The 19,454-nt window shown below is 35.2% G+C and carries 17 protein-coding genes, 1 tRNA gene and 1 pseudogene; 1 reads left to right on the top strand and 18 read right to left on the bottom strand.

Annotation, left to right across the window (positions count from 1 at the left end):
- Positions 1–7 precede the first annotated feature (7 nt).
- Both acear_RS01965 and acear_RS01960 read right to left on the bottom strand, forming a co-directional pair.
- Complete coding sequence (locus tag acear_RS01965; RefSeq protein ID WP_013277355.1) at positions 8–1,426, bottom strand: 4Fe-4S dicluster domain-containing protein; 1,419 nt, start codon at positions 1,424–1,426, stop codon at positions 8–10.
- A 342-nt stretch (positions 1,427–1,768) separates the two neighbouring features.
- Positions 1,769–1,857 (bottom strand) — tRNA-Leu (locus tag acear_RS01960).
- A 188-nt stretch (positions 1,858–2,045) separates the two neighbouring features.
- Between acear_RS01960 and acear_RS01955 the strand changes: the two genes are divergently transcribed.
- A complete protein-coding gene (locus acear_RS01955; protein ID WP_013277354.1) occupies positions 2,046–2,915 on the top strand; it encodes a selenium metabolism-associated LysR family transcriptional regulator in 870 nt (289 codons plus the stop codon).
- On the opposite strand, the gene pylD is transcribed toward acear_RS01955, so the two are convergent.
- From pylD to ytaF, 16 genes and pseudogenes are all read right to left on the bottom strand, one after another.
- Complete coding sequence (gene pylD / locus acear_RS01950) at positions 2,910–3,716, bottom strand: 3-methylornithyl-N6-L-lysine dehydrogenase PylD (RefSeq protein ID WP_013277353.1); 807 nt, start codon at positions 3,714–3,716, stop codon at positions 2,910–2,912. The two genes, acear_RS01955 and pylD, sit on opposite strands and share 6 nt — an antisense overlap.
- Positions 3,717–3,720: 4 nt before the next feature.
- Positions 3,721–4,893, bottom strand: a complete 1,173-nt coding sequence (gene pylC / locus acear_RS01945) for a 3-methylornithine--L-lysine ligase PylC (protein WP_013277352.1) — start codon at positions 4,891–4,893, stop codon at positions 3,721–3,723.
- A 38-nt stretch (positions 4,894–4,931) separates the two neighbouring features.
- Positions 4,932–6,896: a hydantoinase/oxoprolinase N-terminal domain-containing protein gene (locus acear_RS01940; protein WP_013277351.1), complete on the bottom strand. Its 1,965-nt coding sequence runs from the start codon at positions 6,894–6,896 to the stop codon at positions 4,932–4,934.
- Positions 6,897–6,912: 16 nt separating this feature from the next.
- Complete coding sequence (pylB, locus tag acear_RS01935) at positions 6,913–8,019, bottom strand: methylornithine synthase PylB (protein ID WP_013277350.1); 1,107 nt, start codon at positions 8,017–8,019, stop codon at positions 6,913–6,915.
- A 17-nt stretch (positions 8,020–8,036) separates the two neighbouring features.
- Positions 8,037–8,876: a pyrrolysine--tRNA(Pyl) ligase large subunit gene (gene pylSc / locus acear_RS01930; RefSeq protein WP_013277349.1), complete on the bottom strand. Its 840-nt coding sequence runs from the start codon at positions 8,874–8,876 to the stop codon at positions 8,037–8,039.
- A gap of 26 nt (positions 8,877–8,902) precedes the next feature.
- Positions 8,903–9,187, bottom strand: a complete 285-nt coding sequence (gene pylSn, locus acear_RS01925) for a pyrrolysine--tRNA(Pyl) ligase small subunit (protein ID WP_013277348.1) — start codon at positions 9,185–9,187, stop codon at positions 8,903–8,905.
- A gap of 63 nt (positions 9,188–9,250) precedes the next feature.
- On the bottom strand, positions 9,251–9,883 hold the full coding sequence (locus tag acear_RS01920; protein ID WP_013277347.1) for a corrinoid protein: 633 nt from the start codon (positions 9,881–9,883) through the stop codon (positions 9,251–9,253).
- Positions 9,884–10,043: 160 nt separating this feature from the next.
- Positions 10,044–11,504 (bottom strand): annotated as a pseudogene (mttB, locus tag acear_RS12765) ([trimethylamine--corrinoid protein] Co-methyltransferase).
- 666 nt (positions 11,505–12,170) lie between these two features.
- Entirely contained in the window at positions 12,171–13,472 is a 1,302-nt protein-coding gene (locus acear_RS01905) for an RNA-guided endonuclease InsQ/TnpB family protein (RefSeq protein WP_013277344.1), read from the bottom strand.
- A gap of 343 nt (positions 13,473–13,815) precedes the next feature.
- A complete protein-coding gene (locus tag acear_RS01900) occupies positions 13,816–14,496 on the bottom strand; it encodes a UTRA domain-containing protein (RefSeq protein WP_013277343.1) in 681 nt (226 codons plus the stop codon).
- Between the two features lie 321 nt (positions 14,497–14,817).
- Positions 14,818–15,798 (bottom strand): selenide, water dikinase SelD, encoded by a 981-nt coding sequence (gene selD / locus acear_RS01895; protein WP_041667220.1) that lies wholly within the window; start codon positions 15,796–15,798, stop codon positions 14,818–14,820.
- Between the two features lie 538 nt (positions 15,799–16,336).
- A complete protein-coding gene (yedF, locus tag acear_RS01890; RefSeq protein WP_013277341.1) occupies positions 16,337–16,930 on the bottom strand; it encodes a sulfurtransferase-like selenium metabolism protein YedF in 594 nt (197 codons plus the stop codon).
- A gap of 174 nt (positions 16,931–17,104) precedes the next feature.
- Positions 17,105–17,683, bottom strand: coding sequence for a lytic transglycosylase domain-containing protein (locus acear_RS01885; protein ID WP_013277340.1), 579 nt, complete (start codon positions 17,681–17,683; stop codon positions 17,105–17,107).
- A gap of 14 nt (positions 17,684–17,697) precedes the next feature.
- Positions 17,698–18,078, bottom strand: coding sequence for a methylglyoxal synthase (gene mgsA, locus acear_RS01880; protein ID WP_013277339.1), 381 nt, complete (start codon positions 18,076–18,078; stop codon positions 17,698–17,700).
- On the bottom strand, positions 18,047–18,661 hold the full coding sequence (coaE, locus tag acear_RS01875) for a dephospho-CoA kinase (protein WP_013277338.1): 615 nt from the start codon (positions 18,659–18,661) through the stop codon (positions 18,047–18,049). Before coaE ends, mgsA begins: the two co-directional genes overlap by 32 nt.
- A gap of 61 nt (positions 18,662–18,722) precedes the next feature.
- Positions 18,723–19,391, bottom strand: coding sequence for a sporulation membrane protein YtaF (gene ytaF, locus acear_RS01870; protein ID WP_013277337.1), 669 nt, complete (start codon positions 19,389–19,391; stop codon positions 18,723–18,725).
- Positions 19,392–19,454: the final 63 nt, after the last annotated feature.

Below are 19,454 nucleotides of genomic sequence, written 5' to 3'. Positions count from 1 at the left end.
TTTAAATTTACTTCACTACATATCCTTTATTGAGCAAGAACTGTTTTCCCTGCTTGATATGCTTACCTACAGGTCTTTTAGATGGACAAACAAATGTACACAAGTTACATTCTATACAGTCAAAAATACCATATCTAATAAGCTCTTCATCGACACTGCTCTGAGCTGTATACCGTTCAACAAGATGTGGAATTATATCAACTGGACAAGCATCTTCACAGTAACCACAGAAGATACAAGCCCTTTCTTCTCCATGAACATTAGTATCACATTTACTAGAGACCTCAGAAAGTAAGGCAGATAAGAATGAATTTGAATAAGAATATTTTTGAGCTCCTGGACGCGCAAAGGCAAACGGCTCGCCTACTTCCTGTTCCGGGATCGCATTTAAATTATCAAAAGTGCGGTCAACCGGTATCTCGTAATCTGCAATAGATTTATCTGTTAATAAATTACCAATAATAAGCCTCTGGTTATCACTACCAGAGTAATTTTTCATAATAGCTTCAATAGAAGTACCAATTCGAACTTTAAGGTGAATATTTTCCTGCCAGCCCTCTCCAGCCAGCGATACCATCCGCTCTATCAACGGTTTTCCTTCTACAACAGCATCATAAATATGCAGAATAGTCTGGACTTTTAAGACAATTACACCATAACTTGCTACAGAAGCTCTTACTTTATAATCGTCACCTAAAATTGTAGGAACTAATATTTCGTCCTTACCTTGAGGATACTTAGGAGCTGAACTATACAGCTGAATCCAATCATAATTTCCAGCAGAATCACTTAATTCTTTAATTAATTGCTGTCGATTTTCATTGATAGTTACATGTACTTTAGCCTGTGGAAAGACTTTGTGGAGTATCTGTAATCCATCAACAAACTGTGATAACTTATTTTCTTCTAAAAGAGCTGATAATGATAAGTTATAAGGATTAGACTCAGTACCTTCAATAATTATATGCTCTACTTCATCTTTAGAAATTGATGAACTCTTATATCTAGTCGGAATTCCCTGGTTATCCAAGGAAGTAACTCCGGAAGTATAAAGTAATTCTTCAATTTCTTCAGCTGATAGATTATTCCAATTAGATGAATGATCTTCTAATTGCTGCCAATCATCTGTCCCATCTGACTCAATGACAACTGCTCTCCTATTTGAAGGTAAATCCGTAATCTCTGTTACAGTTCCGCTAACCGTTGCCTGTATAGGAGTAGACAAAGATTCATCATCTCTACCAATAATCTGACCAGCTTTCACTTCTTCACCCGGCTCAACATTGGGTTCTACTTCTCTGCCAAACCCCTGCTTTAAAGGAACAACAACTTTCGAAGGAGTTTCTAATTCAACAACTCTATCCTGAGGCTTACCCTCAAGATTAAACGTATAACCTCCAGAAAATGACTTGTTTTTAACTTTCATAACTATTTCACCTTATCCTTTATAGTTATTTAATCTGTCTCTTTTATTTTATCCAAAACCAATAAACTTCTTCCTTATCAATCCATTTACTCCAATTTTCATATTGAACACTTCAAAAAATTACTACTTTTTTACTCCCCCTTTCCTCCTAATGTCTTTTTTGAAAAATAGTAATAATCTGTAATACTATCTTTAATCCTTATACTAATAATTAGATATTTAGAATTAAATTCCTCCTAATTTAGAAAATTATATTATTTTTCACAATTGGAAACCTAATCAATTTTTAAATCATATTCGGTAAATAAAAAATCTAGCCCTTATACTTAGGCTAGAAATTAATGGTGCCGGAGGTGGGATTTGAACCCACACGGACAAGACTGTCCATAGCGCCCTCAACGCTACGCGTCTGCCAGTTCCGCCACTCCGGCAACTATTTCATTTTCAGACGTTTAATATTATATCATATATTTAAAAAAAGTCAACCAAAGATACTACCAAACTAAAATTTCAATTTAGGGTATAATTATTGTTCAAATTATGGTAATATAAAAAGTAAGATCTTTCCATAAATTATAGTATAATTAAGTATCTACAAAAATCAAAGGAGGATATTAAATTGAATTTAAGAGAGCTTAAAATATTTGTTACAGTCTGCGAAACTAAAAATATGTCAGCTGCAGCTAAAAAATTATACATAAGTCAGCCTGCTATCAGTCAAACTATCTCTACCTTAGAAGATAAATTAAATTTGAAGTTATTTGACCGGCTAAACAGAAGATTAAAATTAACTCACCCTGGTGAAATACTTCTTAATTATAGCAAGCGGATTCTAAACCTTGTAAATGAAACCAAAAATGCAATGGAGGATATATCCAATCTAAACCAAGGACAGCTGCGAATTGGAAGCAGTATGACTATAGGCACTTATCTATTACCCCAGATAATAGAAGAATTCCAGCAGAAATATAAAGATATTAACCTACCCTTTATAATTGATAACACCAGTGTTATAGAACAGATGGTCTTAGATAACAAAATCGATTTAGGATTAGTAGAAGGACCTATCAGTTCTGATAATATTGTGGTTGAAAAGTTCTTTACAGACCAGCTTCAATTGGTATGTTCTACTAAACATGAATGGAGCCACTGGAAAAACCTCTCCCCGGAAAAAATCAATGAAGAAGACTTTATCATGCGGGAAGAGGGAAGCGGTACCAGAAAAGTTATTGAAAATATTTTGGCTAATTTTAATATATCTTGTCAAATCACTCATGTTTTTAATAATATTGAAGCAATTAAAAAAGCTGTAGCAGCCAACATTGGAGTCTCTATCTTACCTGAAATCTCAACCAAAGAAGAAAGAAAAAAAGGAAAAATAACTAAAGTAAATATCTCAGGAATTGAATTTAAAAGAAACTTCAGTATTATTTATCATAAAGATAAATACCGCTCAGAAATCTTCAACAAATTTATAGAACATCTATAAAACCCCAGCCGCCATCAAGCTTACTCCCAACTGTAACGGATCATGAATTAATCTATCTTCAATACTACTTATAGCAGTTTTGCAGACACCTAAGGGAACTCCAGGAGCAGAAATATATGTTTTTTGATCGATATAATCCTCTTGTATAGTATTATCAACAGGAGTTGCTTCTAGAATTAATTTATTATGTTTTAATTCTTGTTCCGGATTCTTTACAGCCTCTACAGATTCAACCTCCTCTGTTAATTTTATCATCTTCTGCTCATCAACATCATAGACCTTTATCCGGGCTTCCTTCTCTATTAAGGCTCTAACAGCCTCTCTCCCTATTGGGCCTAATCCCTGTACAACTACTGTTCTATCTTTCAATCCGCCTACCATTAATTCCAAAGCATTCACATAAGCCCTTGCTGTAGCCCAGTTATTATCAACATATTTATTCTCTTCCAGATTCAAAGCTATAAATTCATCATCATCGGCCATCAAAAGAATATCTGCTTTCTTTTGATATGCTTCTTTAATTCCTTTTACATCTGAACTATTGGTAACCAAAATCTCAAACCCCATATATTCTAAAATAGCTGCTACTGATTTACTGAATCCCTGAATAATCCCTTCACCTACGGTAACAGGGACAACAGCAGCTCTCTTTTGAGCCAAAAAAGCAGTTTCATACTCAGTTCCTAAAGCATGATTGGCCAAGCCTACTAGCCCACACCCGGTCTTATCCTTCAATTCCTGGTTATATTCGTCTATTGTCTCTGGAATATGGCTTATCTGATCAGTAAATAATCTAGTCATCTTATCACCTCTTTACTTTAGTTTTAGATAACGAATTTATTTCACTAATTTTATTTAAAGTTCGATCTCTCTGTTTAAATGCTTCTACCAAAGAATCGGCAGTAAAAATTAAAGTAGCTACCCATTCTTGCTTTCTAAAACCATAATTGGTTATCGCTTCAACAGCTCCAAAGAAGTCCCTCTCCAGCCTTAAATCTGTACTTCGAGAAATAATATGTTCTCCACAGACCTCTAAAACTTCATTCTGCATCTTAATATGTTCATAAATGACTGATTTATTCTCCGAGAATGAATCTTTGGATTCAGGCTCTATTCCTTCCTCTAAATAGAGCTTAACCAACAGTTCCACCATATTTAAACCAGTAGCCCAGAAGACTGTAATCGGAGTCTGGCTGGGAAAGCGGGCATCGATTTCTAATACCTTTATATCATTCTCGCCTCTGATCACTTCCAGATCCATAATCCCATTGAGCCCGATCTTTTTAGCAATCTTACTGCTTAATTCATTTAATCTCTCCCTTAGTTCTGTATCAATGAATTCTAAATTATCAGTGGAAATCACCTGTCTACAGTCATAATCAACATCAAAATCTAAATAAGTAGTTACCAAAGGCAATATCTGATCCTGATAGCCAATTACCTCGATAGAATAGGAAGGTCCTGGAAGATATTCTTCGATAATTAGATCACTTTCTGCTGCTTTCAGATTAGTTAATACTTCATCCAATTCCTGCTTATTTTCTGCCCTATGCACCTCTTGACTACCGCTAGCAGAGCTAGGTTTAATGATCAAAGGAAAGTCTGCTTTAGGCCATAAATCAGCCTGAGGAATATCATATTCACTGAATAATTTCTTTGATTTCTCTTTAGAATTAGTAATCTGATAGGCAGCCCAGTCAAATACAATAGGAATGTCTATCTTAGAATCCATACTCTTTAATGTCTGTAAAGCTGCATTATTCTCGGTAGTAGGCAGAATTAAATCTACACCATCTAAACTCTCCTTAAACTTCTCCTTTTCTTTCATTATATCACAGATTATAGTCTCATCTGCCAAATTAAAGGCCGGAACATCCCTTCTTTTATCGATTAACAGCACTTTATATCCGGCCTTCTGTGCCAGATAAGTAACTTCAATTCCCTGTAATCCCCCACCTATTATAGCAATTCTTCGCACTTAATTCGCCCCCTATATACTTTAGATCAATATTTAATCTAAAATGGTAATCCGGTAACAATAATCTTTACTCCAATACCTAATAACATTTTAGATCCTTGAGCACTAATATCTGCTTTTCTTCTTTCTACCTCTATTTCTACTTCAATACTTTTAGCTCCAGCAGTCTTAGCTTCTTTAACAGCTGCTTTCTTTCCTTTCTGTTTAGCCCACTCAACTGCTTCCTCTAAATCAATAAATTCTTTCTTTCTGCCTGGCGCATGAACAATATAATCATTTCCTCTCACCTTAATCTCCACTTCTTGTTTAATCAGGATTCTACCTACAGCAGTACCAACAGCATTGGCTACTTCATAATTTTCAGGCACTATAATATCTGTCTCCAAATAATCATCCAAATTAGACATATAAGCTTCGGCTGGAGCTCCCAAGGCTACAATTGGTAACTGGGACTTAAAATCCAATAAAAAATTCTTGGTTTCTTCAGTTAAACAGGACTCTATTAATCTTTCACATAATCCACATCTGTTCTGATTATAATCTTCATAATCCTGGCTGATCAAATAAGCAATAATCTCTTTAGCTTCTTTATTGATTACTCTTTCTTTTAACTTCTCTGCTAAAGTCAACTTATCACTTTTCATTCTCTTCATCAGTAATTCAAGTCCTAATTCTGCTGCTTCCTCCTCCCAGATAGTATACTCCCCTAACACATGTAAGACATCCGTTGGAGTCAGACCAATTCTTTTAATCACTCCAAGTCTTTCTAGCCGCTCTAAATCTAAAATTCTATGGCTAACCAGACCAATGCTTTCTACTATCTGAGCTATTGATTTAGGACCAGTTTCTAATACATTTATTATCTGCTCTTCCTGCTTATTGAATTCGATATCTACCCCAGCTCTATTTAAAGTCAAAAATTCTCTTCTTGCTCCGCTTACTTTTTCTTCGCTCATTCTATGTAAATCAGTTAAAACTTCCCTATGCTCTACAGCAGCTGCCGAATAAGGAATTACCCTTTTAGGACCAATCTTTAATTCTCCATCCTGATTAAAATAGATTCTGCTGTCTCCACCTAAGCCGATAGTTTTAAATTTAATTGCTTCTATACTACTTAACCAGCCGCCTACTACTGCTCCATCGGAATTTAAATCAGGATAACCATCCTTAATTACAGAAATATCAGTAGTAGTACCACCAATATCTACAATTACTCCTTCATTTACCTCCCCCAGATGCTTAGCACCAATTGTACTGGCTGCTGGTCCCGATAATACAGTCTCTATAGGCTTATCTATAACTGCCTGGCTGCTTACTAATGAACCGTCTCCTTTCACCATCATCACTGGTGCTTCAATTCCATTAACCTGCAGAACCTCTTTTACTTTTTGATTCAATTCTTTGATCATAGGAATCAAGCTGGCATTTAAGGCTACTGTAGTTGCCCGTTGAATAGAATTTAATTTATTAGTTAATTCATGGCCGCAGACTACTGGCAGGTCTGTCATTTCAGCCAGTATCCCTTTAGCCTTTAATTCATGGGCTGGATTGCGGGGACTCATATATCCAGAAATGGCCACTGCATCTATACTTCCCTGCCACTTTTTGATTATCTTTTCTATTTCCTCTTCATCTAAACTTTCAATTTTTTCTCCTCTAGTGTTAAATCTGCCCTTAATAATCTCTCTTTTTTTACCAGGAATCTCTTCATCCAATGTAAACTGCTCCATAAGCTGCTGGTCATATCCCAACAGAAGTAGTCCTACTCTTCCACCCCTCCCCTCTACAATAGCATTAGTAGCCAGAGTTGTAGATAAAGTTACTAACTCTACTGTATCAAACCATTCTTCTTTTAATCCAGTAATAGTATTATTAATTCCTTCAGTTAAATTATAATAAGTAGTAAGTGCCTTATTCTTATCAATTAATTCTTGATTTCCTCTATCATAGAGAACAGAATCCGTATAAGTACCTCCAGCATCTATGCCCAAAATAATATTCATTCCTATCTCCTCCATACTATCCTCTGCAGACAATCACATCTCTGTCTAAATGATTCAAATTCATCTTTTTAGTCTCAACCCATTCTTTATACAACTCTGGAGCAGCAATTTTCAAATCTAACTCTTCAATCACCTTCTGTACTCCATTTACGGTTCGATGGCCTTCATCAATATCCAGCGTTGAATTAGAAACACCGGCTAAACCAGAACTAGGAGGAATTAAAGATGTTACAACATTGGCTCCAGCATTCAATCTATCCTCTAAACCCTCAATTCCATCTACATCTAAAGAAGCAGGAATTAATCTATCCTGTAAAACTAACCTTAAAGCAGCAATTACCAACAGTTCTTCTCTTCGAGGTGGAGTATTAGAATCAGCCATAGGAGTACCTTCCTGAGCTACAAAACTCATTACTCTGCCCTGATGTACCCCTAACTCCTTCATCGTCAAAATTGAATTAACACGGTCTTCGATCTCCTCTCCTACTCCTAGCAGAATTCCATCTTCAATTAATAATCCATTATTCTTCGCCAACATCTTTGTTTCCATTCTCCGATCATAACTTTGGTTTACTCTTAATTCAGTAAACAGATCTCTATTATGAGTTTCCTGATAACAGGCATACCAGTCAGCTCCACAATCTTCCAACTCTAATACCTCATCTTCCGGTAAAACTCCTGGAGATACCATCACTGGCAGATTGGTTTGATCTTTAATTTGGCTGGCTATTTCTTTTAAACTTCCAAAATTATTTTCAGTATATATAGCTGGATCTTCTCCCATAGTTAAATCAATTAAATGAACTCCGGAATTCATCAAAGATTCTGCAATCTGAAGAATTTCATCCGGAGTTTTTCTATAGCGAGGGCTCTTATTATTTGACTTTCGATAATAACAGAAGGTACACTCATTTCTACAATAAGTAGAAAAGTAGACAAACCCATATAAAAATATTTTATTTCCAAAATAATTTCTTCGAATCTCTCTAGCTGCTTTAAATACCTGCTCTAGGGACTCTTTATCTTTTAAAGTTAGAATTTTATATATTTCTTCAAATTTAAGTTCCCTACCGCTTTTAGCTTTATCCAGTATCACCTGTAAATCTAAATTATTTTCTTTCATTATTCCCACCCTTATTTTTAAATATTCAACCTTACTCCATCCTGATAGATAAGACTCCGGCCAACCCGTTTGATGCTTTCAAATTCTTCTTTACAGATTATCAATCTCTCTAAACCGAAACCAACTCCTACCCAGGAATCACTGATATTCCAGGCTTCATCCAACAAATGGGGACCTACAGCCCCAGAACCAACTTCTATACCGTTTACTACTACATCGATAGTTTTACCATAAACCACCGATTCCTCTTCCTCTAACTCATATTCAAGTTCTAGATAATCCATTAATTCTGCAATTAATGATTTCAATCTCTCAGTGGGATCTCCCTTAGGTCCTAATTCTACTAGATTCATCATTGTAAACTCGGAAAGATGTTTACTTCCTCGGGATTCTCTGCGAAAACAGGGACCTACTTCAAATATTTTAATAGGCTTAGATAATGAATTTTCAAAATAACCCAGCAAATAATATAAATTAGGAGCCAACATCGGACGCAGACAGTAGTTATCTTCCTCAAGCCAGTATACCTGTTTCCAGAGGGAATGTTCTTCATCAATTCCCATCTTCTCTAAATGGCCTTTGGCTAACTTTATAGGAGTAACTACTTCCATAAATCCAGACTCTTTGAGTAATTCAACTAACCGAAACTCCATTCTCCTTAATACCGGCTGCTGATGACGGCCTTGTAACTCTTCTAGTCTTTTTTTATTCTTATTAACTAAATCATCCTCTATTTTCTGAAAGTCATCCTCTCGTTCTTTAGAAGAATCAAATTCCTTATCCTTAATATATCCTTTATATTTACCTTCAGCATCCAGTTCAATTATCCTCTGCTGTTGAGCTTGAGTAAATTTCATTATCCAGGCCTCCATCCCTCTTGAATTTATTTAAAAGTAGTATTAGAATATTTCTCTATCTTCCAATCAGGCACTTCACATTCTGTACAGGGTTCAATCATCATTGTATTACGCAGCCAGCGAGCTGCCCGACTGTTTTTAGAATTCTTTACTGTAATCTCTTGACCACAATATAAAGTAAGGCGTGCATAATTGCCTAAAGTATCTATCGATTTAATCCCATGTAAAAGTCCCGAACGAGAAGGCCACAGTTTCATCTCTTTTAATAAAGAAAATAAATCCTGCTTTTTTCTAAAAGTATACTGAGCCATCTTCTCCGCCCCCTCATTAGCCTTAATTAAATATAGAGGAGGAAATTTCCTCCTCTATATCTATTAATCAATAATTTCTTTAGCCAAATCAGAAGCAGTACTTCCATCAGGAGCATATGCGTCTGCTCCTATTTCATCAGCAAACTCCTGACTTACTGGAGCGCCTCCTACCATTATTTTAACTTCATCTCTGATTCCGGCTTCCTCTAATGCTTCAATTGTACTCTCCATATTAGGCATTGTAGTAGTTAATAAAGAAGACATTCCTACAATATCAGGTTCATGCTCTTTTACTCCTTCTACAAATTCTTCTGGCGGAATATCGGTTCCTAAATCTATTACATTAAACCCAGAACCTTCCAGTAACATAGAAGCTAAGTTCTTACCTATATCATGTAAGTCATCCTCTACTGTAGCCATTAGTACAAGCCCTTCAGAACTAGTATCATCATCAGCTAAAAGAGGCTTTACTATATCCATTCCTTTCGCCATAGCTTCTGCCGCAATCAATACCTGCGGAACAAACATCTCTTCTGCTTTAAATCTATCCCCCACTACATCCATACCGGCAACTAATCCTTCCTTAATAATCTCACTAGGCTCTTCACCTTCATCAACCAGATTCTGTGTTAATTCTTCTACTCTTTCCTCATCTCCATCAATTACAGCTTCTGCAATATCGTCAAATTGACTCATCTTTATAAACCTCCTTAATATAATTGGTAACCAATCAAACTTTCTTTCCGGATAGAATAACTTACTTAAATTTTAAATATAGGGATGTTAATCAAGGGAAATGACTCTGCATCTCCCTCAATTAACATGTATATAAGTTTATCTATCTGCTAACGCGGTCTTACTTAACACTTTCTACGATTTCACTTAATTTATCTTGAACCTCTTGATCTAACGGCTCAGGAGTATGGTCATTAAGAATTGTTTTTGCTCTTTCAGTAGCTTTTTCAGCAGCACCTTGAGAACCGTCATTCTCCCAACCTTCTCTCATCTTTCTATCGAAGAGATCAGATCTAGACTGTTCCTGGTCCATAAGGTCTAATGTATGCTGCTGAGTAAGGAAGTTTCCTCCACAGCCAACCTCCTTCATTATATCAGTAGCAAGAGTTTCATCGTTAACTTCTACACCATTGATTACTCTTCTTACCATTCTAGCTATCTCATTATCGATCATAAGCTGAGTATAGCTGAAGGTTACTCCTAACTCTATCATTCCTGAGCCGTAAAGCACGTTAGCACCTGCCATAGCTGGCAGCATATAAGTCATAGTCTTTTCATATCCGGATTGTACGTCACATAACTTGCTGTCCGCCTAGCCACCTGCAGTATAACTAGGTAAGTTGTAATAACGAGCCAACTTAGCTACTCCTGCATTACACATCCCTAGTTCTGGAGCACCTACAGGCGCAGTAGAATGCTGTAAATCAAAAGTCGTGGTAGAACTACCGTAAATTACTGGTGCTCCTTTATTGACTAGCTGAGTTAGGATAACTCCTGTTAGCACCTCGGCATTATGGTCTACCAAAGTCCCTGCTACAGATACTGGACAAGTAGCTCCCGACATAGCCATGGATAATACATTAACCGGAATACCAGCCCGTGCATGTTCAATAATAATCTGAGCAGCATCTCCATGCAATTCAAGAGGACTCTGTGGACAGACCAAACCAGAAATAATAGGTCTCTCTCTTAATTCATCCATACCGCCCATAATAGCGGCACCCATTTCAAAATACTTTTTCGCATTTTCACCACAAGTTAAATCAATATGATGACAATGCTTAGTAGTATTATTCAAGAAGGCCTCAGCATCATGCAGATCAATATTTGCATCAGGAGAGTCCCCCCCTGTTACTGCATGAGAATAAATATCAATCTGATCAAGATAATCTGCTACTAAAGCAGTGTCTGCTACATCCTGTTTAAGAGTATCTCTTAATCCTCCTGTTTCTAAGTCTTCTATCTTAACTCCAGCTCCAAAGGTCGTAAAGTTGACTCGACTACCTCCAATTACCACATCATTTTCTGGGTCACGTCCAGCCATTAAAATTTGAGGTGGAGCGGACTTAATAGCATCCTCTACCATATAAGGAGGAATTCTAACTTTCCCTTCGCTACGATTAACCTTAGCTCCAGCATCAGCAAAGATATCCAGTGCTTCTTCATTTGTAACATGCATTCCATTATCCCATAACATTTCTAGTGTAGCTAAATGAATCTCTTCTAACTCTTCATCAGTAAACATATCAACACTAAAACCAGTTTTGTTGGGATAATAAGATCGTGAATTTCTGATGGTCATATATCTCACCCTTTCTGTTAAAAATTTTAGTTCATTACGCTTTAAACTCTTTCTGTTAATCCCATTTAAAAGCTATCTTATTTTATTATCCCTCCTCTATAGTTTTTATTTTATAGTCTTTTCCAGCAAAAATATAATTAAAACTTTTAAATTCATAATATTATGAATTTAATCATATTATTATTAGTGGCGGAGGATCCGGGAGTTACACCCGGCTGCATAGGGTTAGAGCCTATGTGATCTTTCCGATCAATCCTCCATATTTAATATTTAAATTTATTTTTTATAGTATTTTTTTATAGCTTGTATTATAATATTTCCACAGTAGAACCTTAATCCCTTCTTTTCCTTATATTGTAATTAATTATAGCATGTATAAGTAATTAATTATTTAAACAATGTAAAAGCTTATCCAGTCTGTAATTTGTTTTTTATATAAGTAAATACTTATATAAAACGATAATATATTAGTAATTTTTATTAGGCAAAGAATAGTATCAACATATATTTCGCTTGTCATTCGCTTGTGAACTACTCGGCATTGAAATACCGAGCTTCATGGTCGCCTGCTTTTATGGGAGTTACCCGTAATATCAAGCAAGTTACCCAATCGGCGTGTCCAACGCCAATACTCCTATCCAGTTAATATTGGACTTAGAGGTACTTTTAAGCTGCAAATTGATGATTATTCCAGTTAAATATAACTGGATTTGATAAGCCTTTAACCTGCAGAGTAATATCTTTACCTTTACGTCGCTGCTGTAAATATTTGCGTAAGATATTAAATGCACCCACACTATCGGCATTAAAAGCTTGATTGTTATCTTCATCTACATATAAACCTCGCTTAATACGATTAGATTTATTACCATATTTCTTAGTTACTTTTTTACTGTAAGGGCTGCATTGGCTGGTATATTTCTCACTCTTCTTAATTAAGGTAATCCCTTGTAAATGAAGTTTATACTCTAGTTGGTGATAGATAATATCAAAAGGTAGTTTATGTAGTTTTTGATTAGTCTGTTTACCTAGATCAGCATCATCACGAATATTTTTTATATTACCAACGATTACTCTAGATATATTATTTTCAATACAGTAATTAACTACTTTTTTAGTAGCACTATGGATTAAATGAAACAGCTGCTTGCGTCGTTTCTTATATAATTGTTGGATACGTTTAGAAGTCTTTTTACCTTGACCATTCAAAATAGATTGATAATGTTTAATCTGTTTGTCGAAGTAACGATTAATAGCTAAATACTGTCCGCCATCAATAATAAAGCTCTCCTGATTTTGATTGCTGTAACAGGTCATTAAATTATTAATGCCTAGATCAATACTTAAATAATTACCGTTATCTTCTTTAATAGTTGGTGTATCTACTTTATAAGTTAAGATTACCTTATAAGTATCATCACTTAAAGGTTTAAACTCAATTCTAGTAGTTGAGTTAAGGATATCTCTATTACTGGATAACAGCTCATTAGGCACTCTTATCCATAAGAATTTGTTAGTAATAGAGTATTCCTCTTTTAAATACTTTTTTAATTGTTTAGGGATAGATAATCTTAACTTACCATCAATAATTTTAAAACCATTATTAAGATAACGGAAGTTAAATTTACTATCTTTAGATTTATAGTTAGGTGGATTAGGGTTGCCGTTATATTTATCAGGATTATCTTGATAATCCTCCATACTTTGATAAAAACTATCCCAGTTATCAGATAAAATTTTAAGTGTTTCCTGTGCTGTCTGGGAGGGTAAGTTTTTATACCAAAAGTTATCTTTTAATTGCTTTTTTTGTTTATACCAATCAGGATAATCTTCATCACTATCTTTAGACCAGTTTTTACGTTGATAATTGCCGATATTATATAATCTGGCACTAGCATAGGCTAAACAACCTAATACAACTTGTTGGATTTGATTAGGTTTATGAATAAAATATTTAGCTAACTTCAATTAGCTCACCTCCTTATGATAGCCAACATTATAAACACATGTTCTAGCATGAATTAGATTATTTTGGTTACTCAATTGTTATCACCTTTTATATATAGTATATCATATAATGCCTTGGATAACAATAATATCAAGGCTTAATACAATTACATATAGTTAATATTTAAACAAAAAATAACCTATTCTTTGATATTGAATCAAAGAATAGGTAGTAAATTCATCACCCATATAAATAAGGGTGGGTTCTTTACTATTTATCCTAAAATACAAAAAAGCAGCACAGACATTTAATTAAACGTCTGCACTGCTTTACTTTCGTTCATTAAATAATAGATTTTCCAGATTAAATAACAAATTCCCCTGGAACCACTAATTCAACCTCATTAGCATCAAAAAAGCAGTTTTCAATAGCAACCGACATCTTACCGATTAAAATCAAGCGCTGACTCTTAATAATTGGAGCATCTCTATCAATATCCAATAACTTCGCTAAAAACTGATTAGCCGTTTCCACCTGCATAACATTATTCTTAAACTTTAATTTGCTGAGTGAATCTTCTCCAAATAACTCATATAATGAATTTAAATCCTGGTTCTTCTCTTCTATCACTTCTGAGTCTAAATATGTAATTACTTCCTGAAGGCCAAAGGGCTCTCCATTTACCAATTGTCTCTGTGATACTTTATATAATTCTTGTTCAGAATCAATCTTCTGCAGTTCATCAAATTCCTGTTCAGTAATCTGATTAAATCTAATATTTCCCGTCTCCATATCACCCTGTTGATTAGTCAATCTAATCTCTGCCTTCTGGGAATTACCATCCTTTACCTGTAATCGCTCTTCCATATTCCGGGCATACTTTTCTCTTAACTTCATTAGTGAAATATCAGCCTCGGAAAGAATAGTTCTGACATAACGAGGAGTTGTCTGAACATGTTCAGCAATATCACTGATCTTCAAGAAAGGATCATTCCTAGCAAAATTAATTATCTGTTCTTTCTTTGTCATTTCTTCTAAACTCATACTTCCACCTCCAACTTGGATTTCCAGTAAATCATTTCTTCAGCCTTATAAATATTATCTCTTAATGAAGTTAGTTTTATACGTCAAAAAATAATATTTCTTTCAACTCTTTACCGACCTTAATAGCTTAAGTAAGCAAGTTGGAGTAGAAATTATAAAATGTTGCAGTGTAGAGTTGATATCTTGCAAAAGCTCCAAAAAAACAAACAACAACTACCAAAGATTGATAGTTGCTGTTTAACAGATATTAATTTCGATCTACCGTTGCAATTCTTCTGGTTTAAAATGACAGCGCGTATGAATCCTGCTGTTGATTATCTTTTATTCTTTCACCTTAATTGCAGCTTCTCCAGACTCAATCCGCCCAATAATAGCAGAAGTTACTCCTTTCTTCTGTAAAGCAATTTCTAATTTATCAGCCTTGTCAGCAGTAACCGAAATTAAAAGCCCGCCGGAAGTCTGAGGATCAAATAATACATTCTGCTTCGCTTCTTCAAATCCAGCTGTAAAGTCTATATGTTCATTAATATACTCCTGATTACTATAAGCACCGCCAGGTACTAAGCCCATCTCAGCCCATTCTATTACTTCAGACAGTAATGGAATGGTTGAAAAGTTAACTACAGCCTGTACTCCACTGGCCGATACTAACTCCCAAAGATGGCCTAATAAACCAAAACCTGTTACATCAGTAGCAGCATTAACTCCTATTTTCTGCATAACTTCGGCTGCATCTTTATTCAGAGTTAACATTTCCTGAATAGCCGGACTATTTTCACCTCCAGGACTTAAACCTCCGTTAATAGCAGTCACAGCAATTCCGATTCCAAGCGGTTTAGTTAGTACCAGCTTATCTCCCGGCTCAGCTCCCGCATTTGATACCATATCTGCTGGAGCCACTAAGCCACTGGCAGAAAGACCATATTTAGTCTCTTCATCCTCAATAGTATGGCCGCCAGCTAAAATTGCCCCTGCTTCTTTTACTTTATCTGCTCCTCCCTGGAGAATCTTTTCTAAAATCTCAGTATCGAGTTCAGGAGGAAAACCAACAATATTCATGGCACTCAACGGCTCACCGCCCATAGCATAGATATCACTTAAAGCATTGGCAGCCGCTATCTGACCAAATAAATAGGGATCCTCGACTACTGGAGTAAAAAAATCCAGTGATTGGATCAAAGCTTGCTTTTCATTTAACTTAATTACCGAAGCATCATCAGAAGTACTTAATCCAACTAATTCCCGTTCATTAGTAACAGTAGGAACTGATCGCAAAACTTGCGATAAGGTCTCAGGACCTATTTTAGCTGCTCAACCGCCTCCAGCTGTTAGCTGACATGTATTTTTATCATTCATTGCTTTATTCACCCCTTCTATTATTAATTGATGGGCCACAAATTGCAACTTTATTGATATATTGTGTCACTTTCCATTTACAACTAATATAATTTCTTTCATGATATTGCAGATTATAGTCAACAAATCTCTTACGCTTGCCATTCGTTCGACGTCCTGTCTCACTCATTATCCAAAACTGACTCTCCACCATCCCTGGTTCCGAGTCAGTTTTAAGAGTCGCTCCAGAGAAATGTTGACTATTTATAGCATAGAATTTTCATTAATCTGATTTTAAACGCTTCCTTAGATAATTTTGCATAATTTAGTTGATATCTTGCAAAAAGCGACTTTAAAGCAGTCCCACAAGAGAGAATAGTTAACATATAAAACGGAATCTTTAAATCATAACACTAAGATTTATTTACTGCTGAGTGACTAGGACTGATTTCTGGAGCGTTTGCAAGATATCAACTCTAAACTGCAACAATATATCAATAATATTTTAGACTGTTACTACTGGATTATTATTTAACGTTTCAACAATAGTATACATATTTGAAACTTCTCCTACAGCTAATTCATCCTTTAAACCATAATAATCCAGACAGGTTCCACAGGATATAATCTCTATCCCTGCTTCCTCTAATATTTTCAGATTATCTATTACTTCATCATTCAATGTAGGTAACTTAACTCCATCATTCATAAAGACTATTGCTTTAGGTTTAGGAGCTATTTCAGTTAACGTATAAGTAAAGCCTTTAATTAAGATTTCACCTAATTCTTGGTCTCCTTCTCCTACTACATCAGAGCTGATAAAGTAAACCTTCCCTCCACTATCACCGGTATCATCTAATTCTTCGGAAGTAGTCGAGGAGGTAACAAGTTCTTCTTCCGGTATAAAGGTTAATTGAAAATCATCATCCACTTCCATCACTTCAACATTACAATTCATCTTATCGCCTAACTTCTGTAAATTTTTACAGGCTGTTTTATTATCGACCAATGTTTCAACCTTTTCTCCTTTGTTTATAGCATCTTTTGTCTTAATTACTGGCTGAGGACAGTCTAAACCTCGAGCATCAACTTTGATCATCTATATCCCTCCGATTAAATAAATTATTTGATCATATGATAATTATTTTTATTCAAATTATATATGACCTTATTTTATCAGTCAATTAACTTACAACAGCTTTATTTTAATTATATATAAAATATTTTTATGAGTCAAATAAGTTATTCTGACTATAATCGCTTTAAAAAAGATCTACCGAGTCTCTGGCCGGTAGATCTTATGATACCATTGATAGGTATTAAGAACTTTTTCAACATAATCTCTAGTTTCAGGAAAAGGTATCTGCTTAGAATCCTTCTCCTTACCTGTCCACTCTTTTAGTTCTAACCATTTATTGACATTACCCTGTCCCCCATTGTAGGCAGCAATTACTACTGTAAGATTACCATCAAAGAATCTCTTCAAATGGGCCAAGTACCAGCTTCCAAAAGAGATATTAACCTCAGGATCATAGAGATCATCAGTATCAAAATCATCAATTTTTAGCTGATCAGCTATCCATTCACCAGTCTCAGGCATAATCTGCATTAAACCTCTTGCTCCCTGCCGAGAAGTAGCCTCTGAATTAAATTTACTCTCTACCCTAATTACTGCTGCTACTAAATAAGGATCAAGATTATTCTTCTCTGCATACTTAAAGATTAAATCTTCATAATAAAGAGGATAAAAGATTTTTAATATATTTTTAAAATTGATAATCACTACTGCACTGATAATTAAACAGAGAAGAATTATTAATATAATCTTTAACTCTTTAGGACCAATAACCAAACCTTCAACACTCCTTAATCAAAGTCAGCTTCTAAATAAGTTACAACCATAATAGCAGTTGCTAAATTAGTAGATATGGGAATATCATGCACATCACAGACTCTAAGCAGCGCACTAACATCAGGTTCATGAGGCTGGGCTGTCAGCGGATCACGCAGAAAAATAATACCATCCAAGCGGTCATGGGCTACCTCAGCACCGATCTGTTGGTCACCGCCTAACGGTCCAGACTGCATTCTAGTTACTTCAAGTTCAGTCCTTTCATTAATTAATTTACCAGTAGTACCGGTAGCAATTAAATCAAATCGGCTCAATGTTGATTGATAATCCCTGGCAAATTGAATTAAATCATCCTTCTTCTCATCATGGGCAATTAGTGCAATTCTTTTCGGCATTGATTTCCCTCCAGATAGATATTATTGTATCCTCTAAATCCCCTTTATCTCCTTCATTAACTATTAAACGGTCAGCATACTCTTTCTTCTCTTCCAACGGCATCTGGGCTTCTATCTTATTAACTGCTGTCTGGTAATCAATCTCATCTCTATTTATTAATCTTTTTAACTGAGTTTGGCGGCTAACATATACTACCCAAATTTCATCAAAGAACTCAACCATCCCTGTTTCAATCAATAAAGGAATATCAGCAACAATCACCTCTTCTCCCTGGGTCTGCAGACTATCAATCCGCTTTTTAATTTCTCTGATTATCTCCGGATGAGTAATCTGATCTAGTTTCTCTTTAGCTTTAGAATTCTCAAATATAATCTGGCTTAATTTTTCTCTATCAAGCTGTTGATTAGGTAATAATACTTCATTACCAAATGTATTAACTATTTTCTGCCAGGCCGGCTTGCCCGGCTTAACCACTTCCCTAGCAATCAGATCAGCATCAATAACTGGAATACCTATATCTTTAAGTATATTACTGACAGTACTTTTACCGCTGGCAATTCCTCCAGTTAATCCTATCAACATCTTTATAAGCCCCTTTTATGTAATATTATTCAGTCTTAACTACATTTAATAGAAAATTATTTTATTTAAATAATTTGACTGCTCCTAATATAATTAATAATAGTCCCGGCAGCAGAGTAATTCTAGAATCGGCCTCTTTTAAATTATATTTATCTCCCAAATAAAGCCCCAAAAAAAGACAGCCAAAGATTACAACTCCAGCTATAGAAGCTGTAAGCAACGGAGCAAACCCGGTCATAGCAGCCCCTATTCCGGCTCCAAAGCCGTCTAAAGCTAACGCAAAACCTAAAAAGACCGCTTCCTGTTTACTAATGGTTCCTGAATAATCAAAATCGGCTCTTGTAGGTTCCTTTAATATCTTAATTACTATTCCCAAAGATTTGATTTTAAAATCAAATAAAGGCTGGTCAGAAATCGAATTATTATTAACCGAAATATCTGCATTCATTGTCTGTTCAATTAATAACTGTCTTACTGCTTGATATAGAATCCATAACCCAATTAAGATTAAGATACTTCCACCTAAAACTTCAGTTACTTTAACCGATAAAAAGTTAGTTATTAAATGGCCAAATAACATCGAAATCAAAACTGAAATAGCTGAAGTTAAGCTAATAATAATCAACGATAGAAGAGGTAATTTAATTTTGCGCATACCATAAGTAATTCCTACTGCCAGACCATCTAAACTAATAGCTAAAGCCAGTAGTAAAATTGGAATTATCTGCACAATCTTATTCTCCTCCCTCCATAATATATTACACTAATTAATATATGGAAGGGAGAATAACTC

Source organism: Acetohalobium arabaticum DSM 5501 (assembly GCF_000144695.1).
In the GTDB taxonomy this organism is placed as follows: Bacteria; Bacillota; Halanaerobiia; order Halobacteroidales; family Acetohalobiaceae; genus Acetohalobium; species Acetohalobium arabaticum.
This window is presented reverse-complemented; position numbering and strand designations above follow the sequence as displayed.